Annotated in this window: 24 protein-coding genes and 2 pseudogenes; 2 read left to right on the forward strand and 24 right to left on the reverse strand. The window is 39.3% G+C overall.

The genetic code is table 11. The annotated features are described in order from the left end of the window. Nucleotides 1-79: 79 nt before the first annotated feature. The 13 genes from BM086_RS20805 to BM086_RS06665 form a co-directional block, all read right to left on the reverse strand. A complete protein-coding gene (locus BM086_RS20805) occupies nt 80-250 on the reverse strand; it encodes a hypothetical protein (RefSeq protein WP_175560112.1) in 171 nt (56 codons plus the stop codon). 57 nt (nt 251-307) lie between these two features. After that, a complete protein-coding gene (locus BM086_RS20810; protein WP_175560135.1) occupies nt 308-478 on the reverse strand; it encodes a hypothetical protein in 171 nt (56 codons plus the stop codon). Nucleotides 479-535: 57 nt separating this feature from the next. Next, entirely contained in the window at nt 536-703 is a 168-nt protein-coding gene (locus BM086_RS20815; protein ID WP_175560136.1) for a hypothetical protein, read from the reverse strand. Nucleotides 704-732: 29 nt separating this feature from the next. Beyond that, on the reverse strand, nt 733-2,025 hold the full coding sequence (locus BM086_RS06620) for an aminotransferase family protein (protein ID WP_175560137.1): 1,293 nt from the start codon (nt 2,023-2,025) through the stop codon (nt 733-735). Next, nucleotides 2,012-2,833, reverse strand: a complete 822-nt coding sequence (locus BM086_RS06625) for a class I SAM-dependent methyltransferase (protein WP_092325061.1) — start codon at nt 2,831-2,833, stop codon at nt 2,012-2,014. Before BM086_RS06625 ends, BM086_RS06620 begins: the two co-directional genes overlap by 14 nt. Next, on the reverse strand, nt 2,833-4,368 hold the full coding sequence (locus BM086_RS06630; RefSeq protein WP_092325063.1) for a hypothetical protein: 1,536 nt from the start codon (nt 4,366-4,368) through the stop codon (nt 2,833-2,835). The genes BM086_RS06625 and BM086_RS06630 overlap by 1 nt, the downstream gene beginning before the upstream one ends. Before the next feature lie 22 nt (nt 4,369-4,390). Beyond that, nucleotides 4,391-5,173: an SDR family NAD(P)-dependent oxidoreductase gene (locus BM086_RS06635; RefSeq protein ID WP_092325065.1), complete on the reverse strand. Its 783-nt coding sequence runs from the start codon at nt 5,171-5,173 to the stop codon at nt 4,391-4,393. Continuing rightward, complete coding sequence (locus BM086_RS06640; protein ID WP_092325067.1) at nt 5,082-6,011, reverse strand: ABC transporter permease; 930 nt, start codon at nt 6,009-6,011, stop codon at nt 5,082-5,084. The genes BM086_RS06635 and BM086_RS06640 overlap by 92 nt, the downstream gene beginning before the upstream one ends. Next, nucleotides 6,008-6,898: an ABC transporter ATP-binding protein gene (locus BM086_RS06645; protein WP_092325069.1), complete on the reverse strand. Its 891-nt coding sequence runs from the start codon at nt 6,896-6,898 to the stop codon at nt 6,008-6,010. Before BM086_RS06645 ends, BM086_RS06640 begins: the two co-directional genes overlap by 4 nt. Before the next feature lie 377 nt (nt 6,899-7,275). After that, a complete protein-coding gene (locus tag BM086_RS06650) occupies nt 7,276-7,818 on the reverse strand; it encodes a flavodoxin family protein (protein WP_092325071.1) in 543 nt (180 codons plus the stop codon). 13 nt (nt 7,819-7,831) lie between these two features. Beyond that, on the reverse strand, nt 7,832-8,419 hold the full coding sequence (locus tag BM086_RS21880) for a sugar O-acetyltransferase (protein ID WP_442857331.1): 588 nt from the start codon (nt 8,417-8,419) through the stop codon (nt 7,832-7,834). 2 nt (nt 8,420-8,421) lie between these two features. Next, a complete protein-coding gene (locus BM086_RS06660; protein ID WP_092325075.1) occupies nt 8,422-9,423 on the reverse strand; it encodes an alpha/beta hydrolase in 1,002 nt (333 codons plus the stop codon). A gap of 17 nt (nt 9,424-9,440) precedes the next feature. Further along, a complete protein-coding gene (locus tag BM086_RS06665) occupies nt 9,441-9,656 on the reverse strand; it encodes a hypothetical protein (RefSeq protein WP_092325077.1) in 216 nt (71 codons plus the stop codon). A gap of 121 nt (nt 9,657-9,777) precedes the next feature. Between BM086_RS06665 and BM086_RS06670 the strand changes: the two are divergent. After that, nucleotides 9,778-9,897 (forward strand): annotated as a pseudogene (locus tag BM086_RS06670) (LysR family transcriptional regulator); the annotation flags it as partial. A gap of 163 nt (nt 9,898-10,060) precedes the next feature. Here BM086_RS06670 and BM086_RS21885 read toward each other — a convergent pair. The 8 genes and pseudogenes from BM086_RS21885 to BM086_RS20820 all read right to left on the reverse strand — a co-directional run. Beyond that, nucleotides 10,061-10,171 (reverse strand): annotated as a pseudogene (locus BM086_RS21885) (diguanylate cyclase); the annotation flags it as partial. Between the two features lie 139 nt (nt 10,172-10,310). Further along, the gene (locus tag BM086_RS06680) at nt 10,311-10,508 is read right to left on the reverse strand and encodes a hypothetical protein (protein ID WP_026488946.1); all 198 of its coding nucleotides are present in this window, start codon (nt 10,506-10,508) and stop codon (nt 10,311-10,313) included. 12 nt (nt 10,509-10,520) lie between these two features. Beyond that, nucleotides 10,521-10,742, reverse strand: coding sequence for a hypothetical protein (locus BM086_RS06685; RefSeq protein ID WP_092325081.1), 222 nt, complete (start codon nt 10,740-10,742; stop codon nt 10,521-10,523). Then, nucleotides 10,739-11,218 (reverse strand): YbaK/EbsC family protein, encoded by a 480-nt coding sequence (locus BM086_RS06690; RefSeq protein WP_092325083.1) that lies wholly within the window; start codon nt 11,216-11,218, stop codon nt 10,739-10,741. The genes BM086_RS06685 and BM086_RS06690 overlap by 4 nt, the downstream gene beginning before the upstream one ends. 100 nt (nt 11,219-11,318) lie before the next feature. Beyond that, nucleotides 11,319-12,656 carry a dicarboxylate/amino acid:cation symporter gene (locus BM086_RS06695; RefSeq protein ID WP_092325085.1) on the reverse strand — a complete coding sequence of 446 codons (1,338 nt, stop codon included), beginning with the start codon at nt 12,654-12,656 and terminating at the stop codon, nt 11,319-11,321. Nucleotides 12,657-13,641: 985 nt separating this feature from the next. Next, entirely contained in the window at nt 13,642-14,238 is a 597-nt protein-coding gene (locus BM086_RS06700) for a sce7726 family protein (protein ID WP_092325187.1), read from the reverse strand. Between the two features lie 4 nt (nt 14,239-14,242). After that, entirely contained in the window at nt 14,243-14,623 is a 381-nt protein-coding gene (locus BM086_RS06705) for a hypothetical protein (RefSeq protein ID WP_092325087.1), read from the reverse strand. 16 nt (nt 14,624-14,639) lie between these two features. Then, on the reverse strand, nt 14,640-15,155 hold the full coding sequence (locus BM086_RS20820) for a cyclophilin-like fold protein (RefSeq protein WP_175560138.1): 516 nt from the start codon (nt 15,153-15,155) through the stop codon (nt 14,640-14,642). Between the two features lie 116 nt (nt 15,156-15,271). Between BM086_RS20820 and BM086_RS06715 the strand changes: the two genes are divergently transcribed. After that, a complete protein-coding gene (locus BM086_RS06715) occupies nt 15,272-16,150 on the forward strand; it encodes an SPL family radical SAM protein (RefSeq protein ID WP_092325089.1) in 879 nt (292 codons plus the stop codon). 237 nt (nt 16,151-16,387) lie between these two features. On the opposite strand, the gene BM086_RS06720 is transcribed toward BM086_RS06715, so the two are convergent. The 3 genes from BM086_RS06720 to BM086_RS06730 are packed head-to-tail and all read right to left on the reverse strand — an operon-like array spanning nt 16,388 to nt 19,443. Next, on the reverse strand, nt 16,388-17,788 hold the full coding sequence (locus tag BM086_RS06720; protein WP_092325091.1) for an AAA family ATPase: 1,401 nt from the start codon (nt 17,786-17,788) through the stop codon (nt 16,388-16,390). 14 nt (nt 17,789-17,802) lie between these two features. Beyond that, nucleotides 17,803-18,369 (reverse strand): hypothetical protein, encoded by a 567-nt coding sequence (locus tag BM086_RS06725; protein WP_092325093.1) that lies wholly within the window; start codon nt 18,367-18,369, stop codon nt 17,803-17,805. A gap of 18 nt (nt 18,370-18,387) precedes the next feature. Beyond that, nucleotides 18,388-19,443, reverse strand: coding sequence for a J domain-containing protein (locus tag BM086_RS06730; protein WP_092325094.1), 1,056 nt, complete (start codon nt 19,441-19,443; stop codon nt 18,388-18,390). Nucleotide 19,444 lies beyond the last annotated feature (1 nt).

Here is a 19,444-nt window from a genome sequence, read left to right on the forward strand (position 1 = left end):
TATTTCTCCTTTTTTGTGTGTTTTTAATTTTTTATTTTTATTCTTTTTGGATTATTAAATTACTTATTCTCTAAATACATCAAGTTAAAGCGATTGCTGCGCAAATTCCGCCTGCGATTGTAGCTCCTGCTGCCAATCCCTCAACAAAGTCTCTTCCGCTTCCGAGTTCCTCTGCATTTTCGAGTTCTTCGAAACCTACTTCATTTGTTGAATTGATCATGTCCTTCTCGTTAAAATTTGTGTTCTCCATTACTTTTTCTTCCTTTCTGTTTTATGATTTTTTATATTTTGCATTAGCTTGTCTTAATCAGGTTATTACAACTCCTGCTGCTACTGCTGCAGCAACTCCTGCTGCTACTGACATAGCTATAACAAATTCTTTTTCACTAAGTTCTCCAAGTTCTTCTACAACTTCGAGTTCCTCAAAGGTACTATTATCTTGTGCCTTCATATGCATGCTATCTTTGACCTCTTCCACCAGCACTATACCTCCTTCCTTCAGAATATATTTTTCCTATTAACAACTACCCGAATATCAGGTAAGCGTAATATACATTCCCATAATAGATCCAAGAGTTACGCTGTCCGCAATTACAGATAACACGTTATTTCCTGCCGTTCCCAACTCTTCGGCAATTTCCAGTTCTTCAAATTCAAGAATTGCTTCTTCTGATATCTCTTTATTTTCACTTATTGCTTTCATACTTCCTCTTTTCACTAATAAAATGTTTTTTATTTAAATAGTCGTGCGAAAGTCTTATCAAGACCATCTTTCATCTTGTCTATGTCTTCGTCGCTCATGATATACATAGGCATCATTACTATGCATGATGAAACGTCTTTTAGATAACTCCATTCAACCAAGATGCCATTTCGCTTTAATAACCTAACGACTTTCAATATATCTGTTTCCGACATCTGATTATTTTCCTGATCAAGTAATTCCATCGAAAACATCATTCCACACTGTCTAACACAAAAGACCCTGCTATATTTCTCTAAAACCTCATCCAGTGCAGCTCTTATTTTTTTAGAAATAGCATTTATTTTCATCAAATCAGATTTATCACTGCTAAATCTATTAACAACCTCTAATCCTGCTCTGCATGCTAATGCGTTTGCATTTTGAGTTGATAGATGAAAAATAAGCTCTTCATTTTTTCTAAATCTATCCACAATTCTCTTTGATACTGCTACAGCTCCAAGAGGTAAAATTCCATTGTTCAATGCTTTGGACATTGTTACGATATCTGGCTTTGCATTAAAGTGTTCGTATCTGAATACGTCCCCGGTTCTTCCAAATCCTGTAGCAACCTCATCAAAAGCGACAATCACGCCCTTTTCATTTGCAAACTCCAGCAATCTATTAACAAACCAATCTGGAAGCGGAATCACTCCTGCAGAACCAAGAACAGGTTCTAAAATAATTCCACCAAGCCTTTTTTCGCATGCCTCCAATTCCTTTTCCAAAACATTCTTGGCATCTTCAATATCTATTTTCTCTACCTCTGAAAAAGGAAGTGATAATTCTACAATTTCCGGCAAAAGTGGAGCATAACCATTTCTTGCCTCACTGCAATAATTACTAATGGACATTGATCCATAATAGCTTCCATGGTATGAATTCTTTACTACTGCTATTACATTTCTCTCTGGAGTACCACCTAAGGATGCATATTTGCGGATAAGCTTTACTGTCAGATCTGCACTTTCAGATCCGCTGCATGTGTATAGAATTTTCTCCATATCAGGATGCAATAGCTCTAACAACTTATCTGCAAGTTCTTCGGCTGCCTTAGTTGTAAATTCACAAGGATTAACATAGGCAACGTCATCAAGTTGTTCCTTCAGTGCCTCCTTGATTGCCTCATCCCCATATCCAAATGGTCTGTTCCACAGACCACTGTTCATGTCCAGATACTCCTTGCCTCTTACATCAAACACTCTTGTTCCGGATGCTTTCTGTATTTCAGTCAAAGATGAATCAGGGGTTTCAAGCGGAGCCCATATATTACTTTGTTTCATCGATTTTCTCCTCTTTGCTATATACATTCATTCGTGTTTTGATAACATCCCAATCAAATGTGTACGAATTATGCATTACATATTCAGTCTCAGCCATCATTGCATCAATGAATTCGTCAGTAATAATCTTTTTGTCTGAAGATGCGATATATTTTTGTGTTGATCCATCCTCGACTTTCTCAATGTACATATTTACTACTGTTCTGCCTGGAACAATATTTTCATATTCCTGCATCAGCATCATGTAGTGCTCTTTAACAGAACATTCACCATACATTTCAGACAATGACTCTGGGCCAATTACCTGATCTGTTCTGTAATCAAACATTAGTCTTCCGCCTGGTTTCAACCAGCCATAAGTTCTTTTTAATAACTCTTTTGTCTTCTCTTCATCATCAGCAAGCAAGCATATTGTTGTTGCGGGAATAGTAATAAGATCGTACTTTTTTTCCGGTTCCCATTCAAAAATGTCACCTACCCAAGCATTTAATCTATCTCTTACCTTAGATGGAAGTTTACTTTTTGCCTCATTAAATCTGTCAATCATAGAAACTGAAATATCTACGCCATCACAGCAAAAGCCCTTTCTGGCAAGCGGAATCATGTAGTTTCCACCGTCACCACAAGCAATTTCCAACACATCTTTTCCTACCGCCATAGCGTTTTCAAGATAATAATCCAGAGTATCCTTCGGTATAGTTAACCTTGTATACATATTTGAAAACACACCATCATACATTCCGCACTCTATAATCGTATCTTTGTTAAGTTCCTTAATGTTTTCAAACATTCCAAAATACTTATTCATTAAATCATTCCTCCCTGGCGAAGTTTCGCATAGCCTTCATTTACCATTACTTTTGCCAATTCTTCAGACATTCCGTACTTTAGTGACATTTCAATTTCTGTCGTGCTCATATTTTCCAAGCCACGCTCCCAGGCCTCAATGAGAAATACATACTTAGGATCGAGGTGTACAATATTCCACTGCTTCATCTGAAGGCCATAATATCTTCCATCCTTCTCGAAAATGTAGGAAAATCTGGTAGGTTTACTTTCTGCATTAGTCCCATTAAATTCCAAACCTCTTGTTCTTGAAGAAATATTTATCTCTCTTTCCTGGCCAAATATTGTACTTATTTCTGACAATGCGCTGGTTATTCTAAGCTTAATAAGATAATCTTCCATAATATCTGCATATTTCTTGATAAACTCACAATAATCATCTTCTGTTATTCCCACTGGAATGCAGCTACATTTTGCACATTTTGCTGACATTGGACAGTTAACACATTTTCTCTTCGCTATAGTCTGATCCGCAAGTTTATTTGCTTTAACCAGCATATCGAACTGTGTTTCTCCATTTTCTGCCAGAATCACATCTGATGTAATACAAGGCTTGATGCCATCTCTAGTCATATTGTATCTAAGGAGTCTCTTTAAGCTGCAGGAAGATGTCCATCTGCACTCATCAGCAATAAGAACTTTCGTTACATCTACCTTTCCTTCATTTCTATATCTATCAAGATCTTTGGCAAACGCATTAAGATCGTCATTGTTCAAAATTCTAAGAACATATGTATAATCAGATTCAATTGCATTGTTATCTCTTAAATCCACATATTCTTTATAGCTAACACACTTACGCTTTACTTCATATGAAGAATCATCAAACTTTACGCTATTTTCGCTTATTCTATGAATGTGATTAAAGTTCCTGTTACCGGAAATATCCACATTCTCGCTTTCAACCATAAGTGCACCATTTAGATCAAGTATTGTGGATAAATCTTCTGGTACTACAGATTTTTCTGCATATACATGCTTCGCAAGAGATGTAGAAATTCCCTGAGGATAAACGCCTGTGATATAAGCGTTATATCCATTTTTCATTGCATTGTAATACCCTTCAGATTCTTCTGAAATTTTGATTCCATTTTCTAATTCTTCACTACACTCATAACTGGTAAGTCCATTAAAGAGCCCTTCTAATTCAGAAACATCATGTATTACATGTAAGATTGTTTCCCCAACAATATATGATCCTGTAATCAAAGACTCATCCTCTGTGCAAAGAACATACTTGGCATCCTCTTTATCACCACTCTCAGCAAAATCAATCATTACCTTTGCCACAAGATTTCTTATATCTGCATTACTTCTAAAAAGAATTACTTCTGACTCTTCCTCAAGCAGTGCATCCTCTAATTCTTCTAATGAATTCACATCCTCGATGTAAGGTGTTACAACCTCAAAACTCTGAGGTATTTCATCAACATCGGCCTCCGATACAAATTCATAAAGTCCATTATTTACATTAATATCAACAAGAAGCATATCCATTTTTCATAACCCTTTTTCTAATTTATTTAACTGTTACACCGCCATCCACAATGATGTTTTGGCCTGTAATCATCCCTGCCCTCTCAGAGATAACAAATTTGATAGATTCGCATATATCTTCCGGAGAAGCATATTTTCTTAACGGAACTGAATCCAAATACTTTTTCTTCATTCTTGGCTGTTCAAGAATATGACTGTTTTTTTCTGAAAGAATCATTGTCGGAGAAACTGTATTTACACGAATTCCATATTTTCCCCACTCCAACGCTAATTCCTTTGCCAGGTGGATCATTCCTGCCTTTGATGAGCAATATGCTGCTCTATTATCATTAACAATTACTCCATGTTGTGAAGCAATTCCTACTATAGATCCACCATTTCCCTGTATCATATTCTCTGCTGCTGCCTGTGCCATAAAGAAGAACCCTTTAAGATTTACTGAATGAACTTTATCCCAAACATCTTCTTTAAGCTCAAGAGCTGGTATTAGATAATTGATTCCAGCCAGATATATAAGTGAATCTAGCTTTATTTCTTTTTCAACCAGTAATTCTCTAAATTCGTTAACATTTTCCAGCTTAGTAACATCCATAATCACTGGAATAAACTCATTTTCAGGATAATGTTCTTTGCACCAGGCAACCTGCCTGTCCAATGAATCTTTGCAATTCTCGTTTTCTGTCAAAATTATTCTGTCAAAGCAATCACATAGATCAGGAATTAGCTTCAACCCTATACTGCTTGTAGTTCCTATTACTGCTGCTGTTCTTTTTGTGCATCCATCCAAAAAATGGTTTTTCTCCATAACTTACAATACCTCTTCTGTATAATTTACTTCCTATAGCTACTAAAGCCACCATTTCAACTGCTTCAATGATCAAATCTATTGCAACCATTCCCCATGAAATTGTATCCATCTGTGCTGTCATAGGGAGCAGTATTGATGATAACAATGGAAGATATGGCACATACAGGCTCCAAGCTCCACTTGTTCCTCTCAGTATTACCAGACCTATCAGATACGCAAGCATCATCACCATAGTAAGCGGCAACACTAGCTGAGTTGAATCTTGTGAGTTATCAGCAAAAGATGCAAATGCTGCATAAACTGTTGCATACATCAAGAAGCCTAAAATTAGTGAACCAACAAAAAGGAAATAGTACTTTATATCTACTTGGCTTGCCGCCATAGCAAGTGTGTCACTCTCTGAACCACACATCTTACTCATGAATACCATAAATCCGCCAACCACACCGGCCTGGATAATTACTGAAATCAAGTAACCGGTAACTTTACCAACTAATAACTGCGAAGGCTTTACGTAACATAAAAGTGTTTCAATTATCCTGCCACTCTTTTCTTCTACAACGGAATTAGCAATACTGGTTCCATAAAGAAGAATTACAAAATATAGAACTATCAAAAACAACATCTGTATCACTGATACTGCATCTTTAGCATCTATTGCCATTTCATTGGCCAGAGCCTCTGCTCCAAAAATTGCTCCCATGATTCTGTTATAGTTAAAAATAAATCCTACAATTGAAAAACAGATAATATACAATATGTAATACCATTTAGAACTAAGTATCTGATCTAACGTAAACTTTATAACCTTACTTGTTTTACTATTCTTCATCATGCCATCTTCTCCAAAAAAATCTCCTGCATAGTAACCTTAGGATGAATCACCTCAAGAATACCAATGCCGTTATTTGTAATTTTGCTATACAACTGTTTCAGTTCATTTTCATCCTTATAACGAAGCTTATATTTCCAGCCTTCACTGCTTATTACTGCAAAATTCATAGAATGGATCAGTTCGGAAATATCTCCATCTACTGTAATGATCACCTCGTTAACTTCTGAATTTTTAGCAATCAGATTTTCTACTGTGTCATTTTCAATAATATGTCCCTGCTTCATAAGAACTACTCTGTCGCACATTTCTTCAACATCTTCCATTCGATGTGAACTGAAAATAACTGTTGTTCCTGCTTCTTTTAAATCCTTTATTACTGACTTAAAGAGCTCAGCATTTACTGGATCCAGTCCTGAAAAAGGTTCATCCATAATTACGATCTTAGGTTTATGGAGAATTGCACTTATAAGCTGTACTTTCTGCTTATTTCCTTTTGACAAAGACTTTACTTTACTATTTAACCTGTCAGAAATACCAAATCTCTCAAGAAGCCTTAGTATCTCTTTCATAGCCTCTGCTTTACTCATACCATTCAACATTCCAAAATAAAGTAACTGTTTTTTTACTGTTGTTGATAGATATAAACCTCTTTCCTCTGGAAGATATCCTATTGCAACATCTTCTTTTGAAATACTCTGTCCATCATATGTGATACTTCCACTTGTAGGAGTAAGTATCCCCATAATACATTTTATTGTTGTTGTTTTACCTGCTCCGTTTCTTCCAAGCAGACCAAGAATTTGTCCGTCTTTTGCTTCAAATGTGATATTATCAACCGCTTTGAAATCTCCATACTGCTTACAGAAATCTTTAATAACAAGCCCCATTTAGCAAACCTCCATTCTTATGTTTCCTTGTGTTTCCTGACACGATGAATAATATCAGTTTTGAACACTAAATTACGTTACTTAGAACAAACGATTAAAAAAAAGGAATAAACTGCATATAAAATGCAAATTTATTCCTTTTGTTACATTTATACCATTACAGCACTCGCTATCAATAAGATTCTTTAGGCGTTTGCGAAACGCCAAAAGCCGCATAAGTACGGCATTTTTATTGCTACAAAAATGAATAACTCCTCACCAAGTATGATAAGATTGCCTGAATAAAGTACAATGTCACCTGAACAGGCGCTGACCAAAAGCATCATGAACACGCTAAACGTCGTCAAGATCGATTTCGTTTTCATCGCAAACCCATCCTATTTTAATGCCTTTCCAAACTCATAGGCTTCACTTAATTCCTCGGATTTACTTGAAGCCTCTCCCATATCGCCTATGCCTCCACAGAATAAGGAACCTGAAAATTCTGCCTTTTCAAAACAGTCAACCCATCCCTGAAGTCCGCTTTCAGCCTTTTTAGGCACAAACTCTTCATCCTCAGCCGCAACAGAGAGCATATATACATTCCTGAACTTGTAGTCTGAAGGATACAGTGGATTGAGTCTGTCCAAAAGAGTCTTCATCTGACCGCTCATCTCGTAGTAATAAATTGGAGTTGCAAATACAAGGGTATCTACATTCTTTACTTTTTCTGCAATCGTGGCAGCATCATCCTTAATGACACATTTCTGAGTATTCTGACATGCCAGACATCCTATACAAAAGCCTATGCTCTTCCCTTTAAGACTTATATGCTCCACATCATGTCCTGACGCTTTTGCTCCCTCTATAAGCTTTTCCGTAAGTATGTCGGAATTACTCTTTGCACGAAGGCTTGTAGAAATTACTAACACTTTGCTCATATTTTCCCATCCTTTATTTCTTTTCTATTGGTCTGACATTCTCTATCTTCTTAATAAATTTTGCAGGAACACCTCCTACAATTGTGTTTTCCTCAACATCTTTTGTCACAACAGCTCCGGCTGCAATTACAGCTCCATCACCAATTGTCACACCTCTTGTAATTATCGCTCCTGCTCCAATCCAAACCCTATTTCCAATATGTATAGGCGCACATAGAAGGTGTCTGTCATAAGGGTTCAAATCATGATCCAGAGTAGCAAGGACGACCCTGTGCCCAATCAGGGTATCATCGCCGATGTAAATGCCACCCTGATCCTGAAAGTTGCAACCGGAATTGATGAATACATTTTTCCCGATGTGAATGTTTCTTCCAAAATCCGTATAAAAAGGTGGGAACAATCTGAAGCTTTCATCCACTTCCTCACCTGTCAGTTCAGTCATGATACTGACGATTTCCTCTGGCGTATGGTACTTGGTATTTAATTCCATGGTCTGCTTTATGGCAGCCTGACTCTGCCTCATGGAACATTCATGCATTTCCTCTGTCATATCCTCTATTCTGTCCGAATTAAGATATTCCAGTATTTCTTCAACCGTTATCATTACTTCAGATTCTCCTTAAAGAAGCTCTCCAACTTGTCAAAAGGAATATAATCCTTATCACCGCCATCATATAGATCTGTATGCACCGCATCAGGGATTATCATTAGTTCCTTGTTATCAGTATACTTGCTGTATTTGATCATATCTGCATAAGCATCTTTTGAGAAATAACATGAGTGTGCCTTTTCTCCATGGACAAGTAATACTGCACTTCTGATCTCATTGCTGTACTTAAGGATTGGCTGATTAACGAAGGACTCACAACCGATCACATTCCAGCCTCCGTTGGAATTAAGACTTCTCTTGTGATAACCTCTGTCGGTCTTGTAGTAGTCATAGTAATCTTTTACAAAGAAAGGTGCATCCTCCGGAAGTGGATCTACAACTCCACCGCCAAGCTTATACTCACCTGTCTTAAGGTCTTCAAGTCTCTGAGCGCACATAGCCGCTTTCATCTGATATCTTGCTTCTTCGCTATCCGCTGAATCAAAATATCCTTTTGCATTTACCCTTGTCATATCATACATTGTCATAGCTGCAGTCGCTTTGATTCTTGTATCAAGAGCTGCTGTGTTTACAGCCATTCCTCCCCAACCACAGATACCGATGATTCCAATCCTGTCAGGATCAGCCTTCTCATTCAAGGAAAGAAAATCAACTGCCGCCATGAAATCTTCCGTATTAATGTCAGGCGATGCCATGTATCTTACATTTCCTCCGGACTCTCCTGTAAAAGAAGGATCAAAAGCGATTGTTAAGAATCCTCTTTCCGCCATTCTCTGCGCATAGAGGCCTGAACACTGCTCTTTTACTGCGCCAAAAGGTCCACTTACAGCAATTGCAGGGAGCTTTCCTTCCGCATTCTTTGGAACATACATATCTGCCGCAAGGGTGATTCCATATCTGTTTACAAATGTAACTTTACTATGGTCTACCGTATCACTTTTCTTAAATGTCTTATCCCACTCAGTTACAAGGTTTAATTCTTCTTTTCTGATCATTTTGTCATCCTCCTGAATCATTTTTCTTTCTGTATCTGTCTTATCAAAAAATCCATGTTATCTACTTTTTTCTGGCTGTCATGAAGCTCATCCATCAGATGGCACCGGCATTTTCTAAGATTTCTAAGAAGTGTATCTGTATCTCCTTCTTCATACATCTTTTTCATAAAGCTTATTTCTTTCTCATCACAGCCCATGTCAGTAAGGCTTTCAAGAATCTTTTTGGTATCCATTTTTTTGCTCCTTTTGATTTCATAGTAAATCCTTGACCAGGTTTTCGCTAATGAATAAAATAAATATCATGATATTCGTTTTTGGAATAACAGTTAAATAGTCGGCTTTATGGAGGATTTAATGGAGATAAATAATCTCAGATACTTCTTTGCAGTCGCAAGGGAAGAAAAAATGTCAAAAGCTGCTGAGCAGCTCCACGTTTCCCAGCCCACTCTTTCAAAGATATTAAAAGCATTAGAATGAATAAGCAAGTGTGCCTTCTGCTGATTAGGATAATTCCTCAGTTTTCTTTCCGGAGCATGAAAAAGCTCCTATGATATAAAACAAATCATAAGAGCTCAACCTAAATTCTCACTAAACGCATTATAAATTTTACGATAGTCGTGATTGCTAGCTATCTCTATCAGATGCAGTAAACGTAATTTTCTTTTCTTGGAGCTGCTTCCTTTGCAGGCTCAGCTGCATATCCAAGAGCACAGTGTCCGATACCTTCATAATCACCTTCGATTCCAAGCTTGTATTCCCAAATTTAGTCTTAGAACAGTATCTTACTGCGATATCCATAATAAAAAACCTCTTTGAAATTATATATTTTGTGCAATATGATTGTATCATATGTATCATCAATTTCAAGAGGTCAATTTTATCATTATTTATTTGTAATATGCAGACACTTCAAGAAAGCTCTTGTTGCCATCTATGTAATCTTTATATGCTGTTTCTGCATCTTTTCCGCGAAACACCTTACAAAGTCCGCACATGTCACAGTCAGAAATGCATGGATATCTTTCTTTTATATATGCTCTGCGCTCTTCCAAAGTGGAATTTCCTATCTCAGGTGCACCTGCCATAACACAATCTCCTCAGTGTATCTTCCTGTCCTGGCGATACTTTTCCATGTACTCCATATTTATCTCGCGTATTTCTTTTTTTCCATCAATGTAATCCTGATATATGTCCCAGGGACTTCCGCCTCCAAGCCAGCATGAAGAACAATTTTCACAGCCACCTCCGCAATCGAGAGAATTCTTTATTATCTGTTCACGTTCCTCTTTAGTTGTATCTTTGATAAGAATAGACTTCATGCCTCTTCCTCCCATCCTTTGCATACATCACACCATCCCTGCGTATCAGTGATTTTCTCAAGTTCATCAGGTGTGATCTTTACCGACGTAAACTCATTTCCTCCGGCAGGATGTACATACTCGAATCTTTTCATGGAAACATCAAGCCATATCGGGATATCTTCTGGCACTGCAAAAGGACACACCCCGCCGGGCTGAAAACCGGTTATCTCAACAACCTGTTCTCTGGGTATCATGTGAGGCTTAGTATGGAATACAGACTTAAACTTGGAGCTGTTTACCTTGCCATCGCCTGCCATCACAACTATCACAGGCTTTTCATCCACAATAAAAGACAGTGTCTTTGCAATCTCAGGCTCGGTACATCCTATCTGCTGTGCAGCATGCTCTACAGTATCTATTGTTTCAGAATGTTCTGTAAGTCTGTCGCCCAGACCTTTATTATCTAAGAATTCTTTTACTTTTACATTTATCATTGCCTTTCCTCTTTTTTTATTTTATCAGACAAATACCGGGCTGTCATAATCCTATATGAGAATTATGACTGCCCAGCTTCCCTCATTCATTTATTTCGTTTTAAGCCGCAGATGCTTCTTTAGATTCAGACACTTTTTCTGCAACCTTTCCATTATATACTTCATGATCAAGAAGTCCTTCTGTCTCAGCTGTAAGCACAGTTGCTGTTGCAGCACCAACTACATTTGTTGCAGTTCTTGCCATATCTACGATTGATGAGATAGGTGAGAAAAGAACTATCAGCTCAACCGGAAGTCCTGCTGCTGCGAAAAGAGCTGTTGCTGTGATTGTAGCTGTTCCTGGAACTCCTACGGTTCCGATTGAAACAAGAAGTGTAAGTGCGATAAGAAGCACATACTGCCCTGCAGAGTAGCTGATTCCCTGCTGGTTGATCGTAAATACTGCAAGAAGTACCGGCCAGATTCCTGCGCATCCGGGCATTCCAAGATTTGCTCCAAGCCCAGCTGTGAATGCTGCAACGTCTCCGTCAACTCCAAGGTCCTCTTTTAATTTGCTGACTGTTACCGGAAGTGTTCCAACACTGCTCTGTGAAGTAAACGCTACGATTCCTGCAGGTGCGATCTTCTTAAGGAAAGTGATCGGATTAAGCTTTCCGATAGTTGCGATAAGAAGGCTCTCAACTCCGAAGAGCTGTATTGCTGCAAGTACATATGCAACCACAAGTACGGAAAGAAGTGGTAAAAGATCTTCAAGCTTGCTTCTGCCAACTGCCCTAGCAATAAGCGCTGTGACTGCATAAGGTGTGAAAGATACGATGAAACTTACCGCCCTGCCGAGTACTGTATTTGCTGCATCAACAAACGCTTTAAAAGGCTTTACAGATTCATCTTTTTTCACAACCTTGTTATAAGCAAGTGCCACAACAAGACCAAATATAAGAATAGGTACAACAGTGTTACTTCCCCACTCATTGATGATGTTCTTAGGAAAAAGACCTACAATTGCCTCCACGGCTGTAGGAACTTCTTTTGCCTCTGTAGCTTCAACCGTATACTGGAAGCCTTTTCCAAGCCCCAGCGAAAGGGCCGCTACAAGAGTAATAACTGCTGCAGTAAATGTATTCAGGAGCAAGAAAAGAACAGACTTAAGTCCTACCTTATGAAGCTTAACCTGATCTCCAAGATTTGTGATACTTGATATTACGCTGAACAACAGGAGCGGAACCACAAATGCCTGAAGTGCATTTACATAAACTGTTCCAAAAGCTGCTACATACTTGTAATTCTCTTTGAATATGAGTCCGATGATAACACCAAAGGCAGTCGCAATGAGTGTCCTGATACCAAAATCCACATGTTTTCTTTTTAGGAAGTATAAAACTCCAAAAAACGCCAGTGTTGTTATTAGTGCTCCAATTTCTAATACATTGATCTCCATGATGATCCTCCTCCAATTTGCATGAAACAAAGATAAAAATATGCCCGGTAACAAATGAGTCTCCCGGGCATATGGCATACGTTCTGTTACTCTTATGCTTGATGGCATGAACATCGATTCAACAACATGCCAGCCATATATGATGCCCGGAATTCTGTCATTCGACAACACATGTATTCAGATTTCTGATTTCTGAAGTTAAACATTTTCTCACACCATCCTTTCTTTTTGTTTCCTGTTGTTTCCTGTTGTTTCCTGTTGATATCAATAATAATAGAGCTTGCTCTTTCTGGCTAATACATGATCGTTATTGTTGGCTATAAGCCCAGACTATAACCACCAACTTCGTCCTCTCATAATATTAGCTTCTGCGTTACGTTTAAATATCTTCTTCCGAATATTTTGTTAATACTCTAAGCTGCTCTATGGCAACAGTCCCAATGTCATTTAGATAAGAAAATGCAGTAAATGCGAAATAGGCACGCTACGTTCTTCAGATTATATAGTAGCGTGGACATCTACGTGACACCGTTTTATTTTTAGACTGTTGTCACGTAGTTTCTCAATGATTTTCTGGCATTCTACGTGATATACCTCCGTTAACAAGCCTCTCCTCACGTATTTTTTCCAAATATCTGTTTAGTTTTACGTGTTCTACTACTAATAAAGAGCAGCATCTCACGTAGACGCTATAGATATCATGCTTGTTGCTCTGTCACATCTTTTCTTATCTAAATGACATTGCAACAGTCCTCAGTGCACCTGTACCCATTTTGCAGACTTCACTCACTATAATTTCAAGCTTCTAAGCACTAGGCAAACTCTTGGAGCATGCATGGGCAGGTCAGTCAAATCCTAATCCGGATGCTATTTTGCACTCAAATGCTAAGCTCCTCACAGTATGCAATTTTTACTCCGCAGCTTGGACTTCTTGACTGAAGAATACAAACTTCAGCACCGGCATCCATTACAGTTTTCCATCCTTCTATGCTTTTCTTAGATTCTTTCTATACGTCTCAATTTCTTCCGCTATTGTGTTATAATCTCTCTCAAACAATTCCTCATACGCCTGCTTCCACAGGATTTCACCAGGAACTTTTTCAATGAGCTTTTCCTGAACGAACAGCTTACTCTTTTCTTTATATTTTGGAAGATCATTTCTCTCTAAAAGATGATTTAACTCAGTCCTCCACAGAATGGAGATTTTCCTTTTATCCTTGACTCTGGGATTTACCTCTGCTTGTCTCATCACATAAAAGTCAGGCGCACCGCTCTCGTCAGCTTCAACAGTGATAATTCCCCACCAGTCAGGTACATGCTCCTTTACATGGGCTGCGTGTGATGAACCAACAACAATAATGTTACGATCATAGTACCAGTTGTAGTTCTTAACTTGTTTCTCAAGCCTGGCATATGTATCAGCATCGCTTTTGATCTCTATGCCGTACAGAAAATCCGGTGTAATCATGACGACGTCTGCCCTGGCACTGCCGGTTCTTTTCTCCTCAAGAATCCTCACTTTTCCAAATGAGTCTTCCAGAAAATCAAACAATGGTTCCCGGATATCCTTATCATAAAAAATGTCCTTACTCATCTATAGTCCTTGAAGCCCTTTTCTCAGCCACTCTATCTTTTATCACCACTACAAAAGTTCCAACTGCGGCGACAACCAATGCAATAAATCCATAAACCATCATGATTGCCGCACCAAAAATCGGAGTTTCAGGACCAGCACTGACAAAATAGTAGTAATAATACGTGTAGAGAATCATTCCAGCGGCAGTCGATACTACAAGCATCAGAGATGAAATACAATACTCTTTCATTCCTTTTGCAATAAGCATATTCATAACTCCAAGTACAATAATTATGATCAGTAAATACTTGCTGATCAATGTTCCTCTCAGCTTATCTACTATGAAAAACATAATAAGCGGTATCAGATTCAACCATTTTAGATATTTCATCCCTCTCCAAATCTCCTCAAACCGTAATCTCTATCTGATTTCCTGAATAAAGAACTATATCCCCAAACTCTGTTGTGATCTGCTTATCATCCCGGCTTATGCTCTGACCTATTGACCCAACCTGCTCAAAGCCGCCATACATTGACATGTTTACTTTGAGAGGCAAGATTTCCTTCAGCTCATTTACCGAGGCATTATCTTCCCAAGTAACCGGCATTTCTTTTCCATCAATAGAAAGTGTCAGTTCCAGGTTCTTTCGGGCACATTCGATCATATCTTCGGAAATATCACTTCCATAGATTTTTTCAATACTTCTTCCGTAAAAAAAGCCAATGATTGCCAGGGAATATGCGCCTCCACAGCAGGGATCATAAACCACCAGATGGTCTTTCTTAGGTGAAACCGCCATCGCCCGTCCAAAAATTTCTGCAATTAATCTGACAGGGAAATTCGGGATTCCTTTGGCGCCGTGTATCACTCTTCCACTGGCGAAATCCTCATAGTTCCCTGCAGGACAATATAAATAATTCATGCTCTTTGTTCCAATACCTATGCTAATTTTCCGTTATTTTCCCCGTAATTATAACAGACCATTGGATTTATACATAGTATGGTAAAATTGATTTATCAAGATGGGAAGGTGAAAAGATGCATTTTGTTGACGCAAAAGGAATTCTTACAGGAAAAAACGGCTTCCAGGGAATGAACATATACCGTGGTTGCACCCACGGCTGCATATATTGTGACAGCAGAAGCAAGTGCTATCAGTTCACACATTCCTTTGAAGACATCGAGGTAAAACAGAACGCTCCTAAGCTTCTGGAAAAGGCTCTGAAATCCAAGAGAAAAAAATGCATGATTGGAACCGGGGCAATGTCGGATCCCTACATGCACTGTGAAAAGGATCTGCTGCTGACCAGAAAATGCCTGGAGATTATCTTACAGTACGGCTTTGGTGCAGCGCTTCAGACAAAGTCCGATCTGATTCTTCGTGATATCGATCTTCTCTCAGACATAAACAAAAGCACTAAATGCGTAGTGCAGATCACCCTTACCACCTACGATGACGAACTGTGCAGTATTCTTGAACCTAATGTTTGTAATACAAAACGTAGAATTGAAGTCCTTGAGATAATGCAGGAAAGAGGCATTCCAACAGTGGTCTGGCTGACTCCTATCCTGCCTTTTATCAATGATACAAAAGAAAACATTATCTCTATCTTGAATGAATGTGTAAGAACCGGCGTCAAGGGCATCATAGATTTCGGTATGGGGCTTACCCTTCGTGAAGGCGATCGCGAATACTACTACGATGCACTTGATAAGCATTTTCCCGGTATGAAAGAAAGATACATCAGACAATACGGAAATGCATACGAGCTTCCAAGCCCTAATTCCAGGGAACTTAGGGCACTCTTTCAGGATATCTGTAAGAAAAATGGAATCCTCTCAACCCCTGATGAATGTTTCCAATTTCTGAGCGAGTTTCCGGAAAAGTATACACAGATGAGCCTGTTTGATCTGTAAATACATTCCGATATTCCTCAGAAATCGATACAGCTAAGGATGAATTTAGAAAAATCCGTATTGACAGATTATTTGGCCTACTGTATAGTGACTTCAATACAATTTCAACGAAGTACCGATATGAATCTATTACTGACAAACAGCTTAAGACGCAGAGAAAGAAGACATAAGTTCTTGTAACTATCGCATTTACCCGCATGGTTACAAGGACCTATGCCTATTATGAGTCCTATACACTTACATTATTCCTTCCACATCAGCCAGTTCAAATGTACTCAGTTCCTCATTTGTCACGTCTTCCTTGCCAAAAAGCCTGTCTGCCTGGTTCATCATGGCTGTCTCAAAGAAGTTCCTTATCTCCCTTGCATTAGCAAAGTTCTTACTACGGTTCTGATACTTCTTTTCAAAGACTTCCGCGCAGTGTTTGATTGCACCCTCTGTAGGGATGTAGCCGGCATGCTTGCACATAAGCTTGAAGATCTCAAGAAGCTCTATATCATCATAGTCCTCGAAGTTAATGTACTTGTTAAAACGTGACCTGAGGCCCGGGTTTGAATCAATGAATTCTGCCATCAACTCCGGATATCCGGCAACAATAACGATGAAATCATCTCTGTGATCTTCCATGAATTTCAAAAGAGTATCTACAGCCTCAGCACCGTAGTCATTGCCACTATCGCTCCGAGTCAGAGAATATGCCTCATCAATGAACAACACCCCACCAAGGGCCTTATTAGCTACTTCTTGAACCTTAAGAGCTGTCTGTCCAACATACCCTGCAACAAGCCCAGACCTGTCAGTCTCCACAAACTGTCCCTTGGACAGGATTCCCATCACGTGGTAGATTTGAGCCAGCAGCCTTGCCACAGTGGTCTTGCCCGTACCGGGATTACCGTAAAATACAAGATGGTTAGATACCGGAATTTCCTTAAGTCCACGCTCTTTACGCAGCCTCTTGATCTCCTGCATATGGATCAGAGTGTTAACATCCTTCTTAACGGACTCAAGACCTATCAGCTCATTAAGCTCATCCAGTAGTTCCTCAAGAGTCTTCTCCTTGTTGCCCTCAGCATCAAACTTTGGAATATTCTCCCCGGCATGAACATCGCTAATATCAATAGGCCCCTTCACCTTATCAGAGAAAGAAGAATGTTCTCTCTTATACTTCCTCAGGGTATCCATGTACGTAGAGAAGTCCTCAATTTCCTGCTTGTCAGCATCCCCATCACACACCAGGAATTCTTTTCCCAGACAGTCAAAAACATCGATATAGGATGCGCTTGCAGAAGATGCAAGTTCAAGTCTCTGTTTGAAAAGAGCGTTATCCTGAGCTACAAGTCTCTCCAATGTCGCAGGGGCTTTCTTTTCAAAAGCCGTGGAATAAGTACCATTCTTCTCGATATACTCCTTCAACTCCTCCGGCGTATATCCGAGTCCGAAGTACTCATTCACAAATTCCGCCTCACTCTCAGACACAGTTCCATCTGAAGCAGACAGATAAGACAGGAAGTCAATAAACTCCGTCTTCAGCGAATCTCTTTCTGTGCTGTTGCTGGCCACTGACCCACTTACAGAAGCTCCATTAGGATCTGCCAAAGTATATAATTCATCAATTGCTCTCTTAAGTGCTGTATTCATAACGATTTCCTTTCTCAGCTCTTCTTCGGGGCCTGAACACCCTTTTTCGATGGAATTACTATTTTACCCTCTGCATTGCCATTTTTAATCTCAGGAGCCTTCGAGTTCTCTCTCCTGTAGTCTTCAATCATCTTAATGAACCTATCGAGCTTCGCCTGCCTCTTCTCATCAGTGAAACCTTTTTTGTTTGTAAGAACATCCCCCACAAGCTTATAAACTTCATTTGCAGCATTATAGGCTGACAGCTCTTCCCCAGCCTCATACAGCATATTGTCAACATCCACCATCAGAATAAAGGTATTCGGCGGCTGAGAAAGATATTTCTCCTCAGAGTCCACTCTCCCAAGCTCCATGATTTCATTCCAATGATTCCTGTTAATCTTAAACCCCGTTGCTTCCTCCACAAGGCTAAGCTCTTCTTCGTCAAAAGAGCCTTCGTCAAATATAATGTACATTCCAAAGAATGCAATCTCTGCCCTTGCAGGCTCCACCAGATCGGTTTCCGCATTGGATTTCTCTTCAATTAACTTCATTGCCCGGCAGAAGCCATCAATTGTAGTTTTAAGTTCCTGTATATCCATACCCAATCCTCAAATAATTCAGCCGTCCATCTGTTTCTGCAAAAGAGCTATTCTCTCCTGCAATGCTGCAATAGTATTCTTACAGCTATCTATAACCTTCTTAAGCTCTTCCTGTTTAGCCGCAACATCATCTTCATCGGCAAGGAAGTCTTTCTCACTATACGGGAAGCTGTTTTTAATGCGCGTAACCTCCCTTTGCAAGTACATAAATCTGGTCTTTAGCCTGGTCTTCAAGTTCTTAAGTGCTTCAATGTCTTCCGGAGTATCTTTAAATCTCTTTTCTATATCCTCATCTTCAATCATCTCAGCAATCTGACGGAGCCTTTCCAGGTTGCCCTCCTCAAAGGCCTTCTTAGCTTCCATCAGAAGTTCATCATCCTTTGGCGTCCTGTTCTTCTTGTTGTCCGGATGGAGCGCCTTCACGATCTTTCGGTAGAGGCTCTTTAGCTCTTTTGCCGGATTAACATTCTTTTTGGCTGAGCCACCCTGATCATTAGATTCTGATCTTGAATACTCTTCGCCGCTCCCTTCACTACCACCACCAAAAGCTCCGGCAAAAGCCTTCATAAAATCTTCAAACGCCTTGTTGAAATCATCTATGTTCTTGAAGAATTCATCCCAATCGAACTCTTCACCTTCGGCCTCTGCTTCATCCTCACCCCATCCTGCATTTCTGGCATTCTCTTCATCCTGTTGAGCACGCGTCCTGGCAAACTCTTCGTCTTTCTTGGCCTGTTCAGCTCTTTCTCCAAGATCATCATAGAAACTTTTCAGCTTCTCATCCGCCTCTTTTCCAGCCTCCTCAGGAGTAACCTTCTCATCACGATTTACTGCAGCCTGCATACTCTCAATAATTGACCGCAGTCTTTCAATCTCAAGATTATAGCTTAGGATCTGCATCTCGAGGTGACCTATTTTCTCATCGTACTCAGCCTTAAGCCTCCTGCAAACATTGAGCTCAAGATCATCTTTTTCAGCTTCGAGAGCTGCAACTACCAGCTTAAGCTTCTGGACCTCTTTGATCAGAGCTTCATATTCATTTATGACTTCCGTTAAAACAATCTCACTTCCCATA

The organism is Butyrivibrio sp. YAB3001, from assembly GCF_900112195.1.
Classification (GTDB): Bacteria; Bacillota; Clostridia; order Lachnospirales; family Lachnospiraceae; genus Butyrivibrio.

Coding starts and splice junctions, on each gene's coding strand:
- BM086_RS06640 (WP_092325067.1), bottom strand. CDS start 6,011: ATGATGAAGAATAGTAAAACAAGTAAGGTTATAAAGTTTACGTTAGAT.
- BM086_RS06665 (WP_092325077.1), bottom strand. CDS start 9,656: ATGGATACCAAAAAGATTCTTGAAAGCCTTACTGACATGGGCTGTGAT.
- BM086_RS20805 (WP_175560112.1), bottom strand. CDS start 250: ATGGAGAACACAAATTTTAACGAGAAGGACATGATCAATTCAACAAAT.
- BM086_RS06705 (WP_092325087.1), bottom strand. CDS start 14,623: ATGAAATATCTAAAATGGTTGAATCTGATACCGCTTATTATGTTTTTC.
- BM086_RS06680 (WP_026488946.1), bottom strand. CDS start 10,508: ATGGCAGGTGCACCTGAGATAGGAAATTCCACTTTGGAAGAGCGCAGA.
- BM086_RS06650 (WP_092325071.1), bottom strand. CDS start 7,818: ATGAGCAAAGTGTTAGTAATTTCTACAAGCCTTCGTGCAAAGAGTAAT.
- BM086_RS06645 (WP_092325069.1), bottom strand. CDS start 6,898: ATGGGGCTTGTTATTAAAGATTTCTGTAAGCAGTATGGAGATTTCAAA.
- BM086_RS06635 (WP_092325065.1), bottom strand. CDS start 5,173: ATGGAGAAAAACCATTTTTTGGATGGATGCACAAAAAGAACAGCAGCA.
- BM086_RS06725 (WP_092325093.1), bottom strand. CDS start 18,369: ATGGATATACAGGAACTTAAAACTACAATTGATGGCTTCTGCCGGGCA.
- BM086_RS06685 (WP_092325081.1), bottom strand. CDS start 10,742: ATGAAGTCTATTCTTATCAAAGATACAACTAAAGAGGAACGTGAACAG.
- BM086_RS20815 (WP_175560136.1), bottom strand. CDS start 703: ATGAAAGCAATAAGTGAAAATAAAGAGATATCAGAAGAAGCAATTCTT.
- BM086_RS06620 (WP_175560137.1), bottom strand. CDS start 2,025: ATGAAACAAAGTAATATATGGGCTCCGCTTGAAACCCCTGATTCATCT.
- BM086_RS06690 (WP_092325083.1), bottom strand. CDS start 11,218: ATGATAAATGTAAAAGTAAAAGAATTCTTAGATAATAAAGGTCTGGGC.
- BM086_RS06630 (WP_092325063.1), bottom strand. CDS start 4,368: ATGGATATGCTTCTTGTTGATATTAATGTAAATAATGGACTTTATGAA.
- BM086_RS06715 (WP_092325089.1), top strand. CDS start 15,272: ATGCATTTTGTTGACGCAAAAGGAATTCTTACAGGAAAAAACGGCTTC.
- BM086_RS06730 (WP_092325094.1), bottom strand. CDS start 19,443: ATGGGAAGTGAGATTGTTTTAACGGAAGTCATAAATGAATATGAAGCT.
- BM086_RS06660 (WP_092325075.1), bottom strand. CDS start 9,423: ATGATCAGAAAAGAAGAATTAAACCTTGTAACTGAGTGGGATAAGACA.
- BM086_RS06625 (WP_092325061.1), bottom strand. CDS start 2,833: ATGAATAAGTATTTTGGAATGTTTGAAAACATTAAGGAACTTAACAAA.
- BM086_RS06695 (WP_092325085.1), bottom strand. CDS start 12,656: ATGGAGATCAATGTATTAGAAATTGGAGCACTAATAACAACACTGGCG.
- BM086_RS20820 (WP_175560138.1), bottom strand. CDS start 15,155: ATGAATTATTTATATTGTCCTGCAGGGAACTATGAGGATTTCGCCAGT.
- BM086_RS06720 (WP_092325091.1), bottom strand. CDS start 17,788: ATGAATACAGCACTTAAGAGAGCAATTGATGAATTATATACTTTGGCA.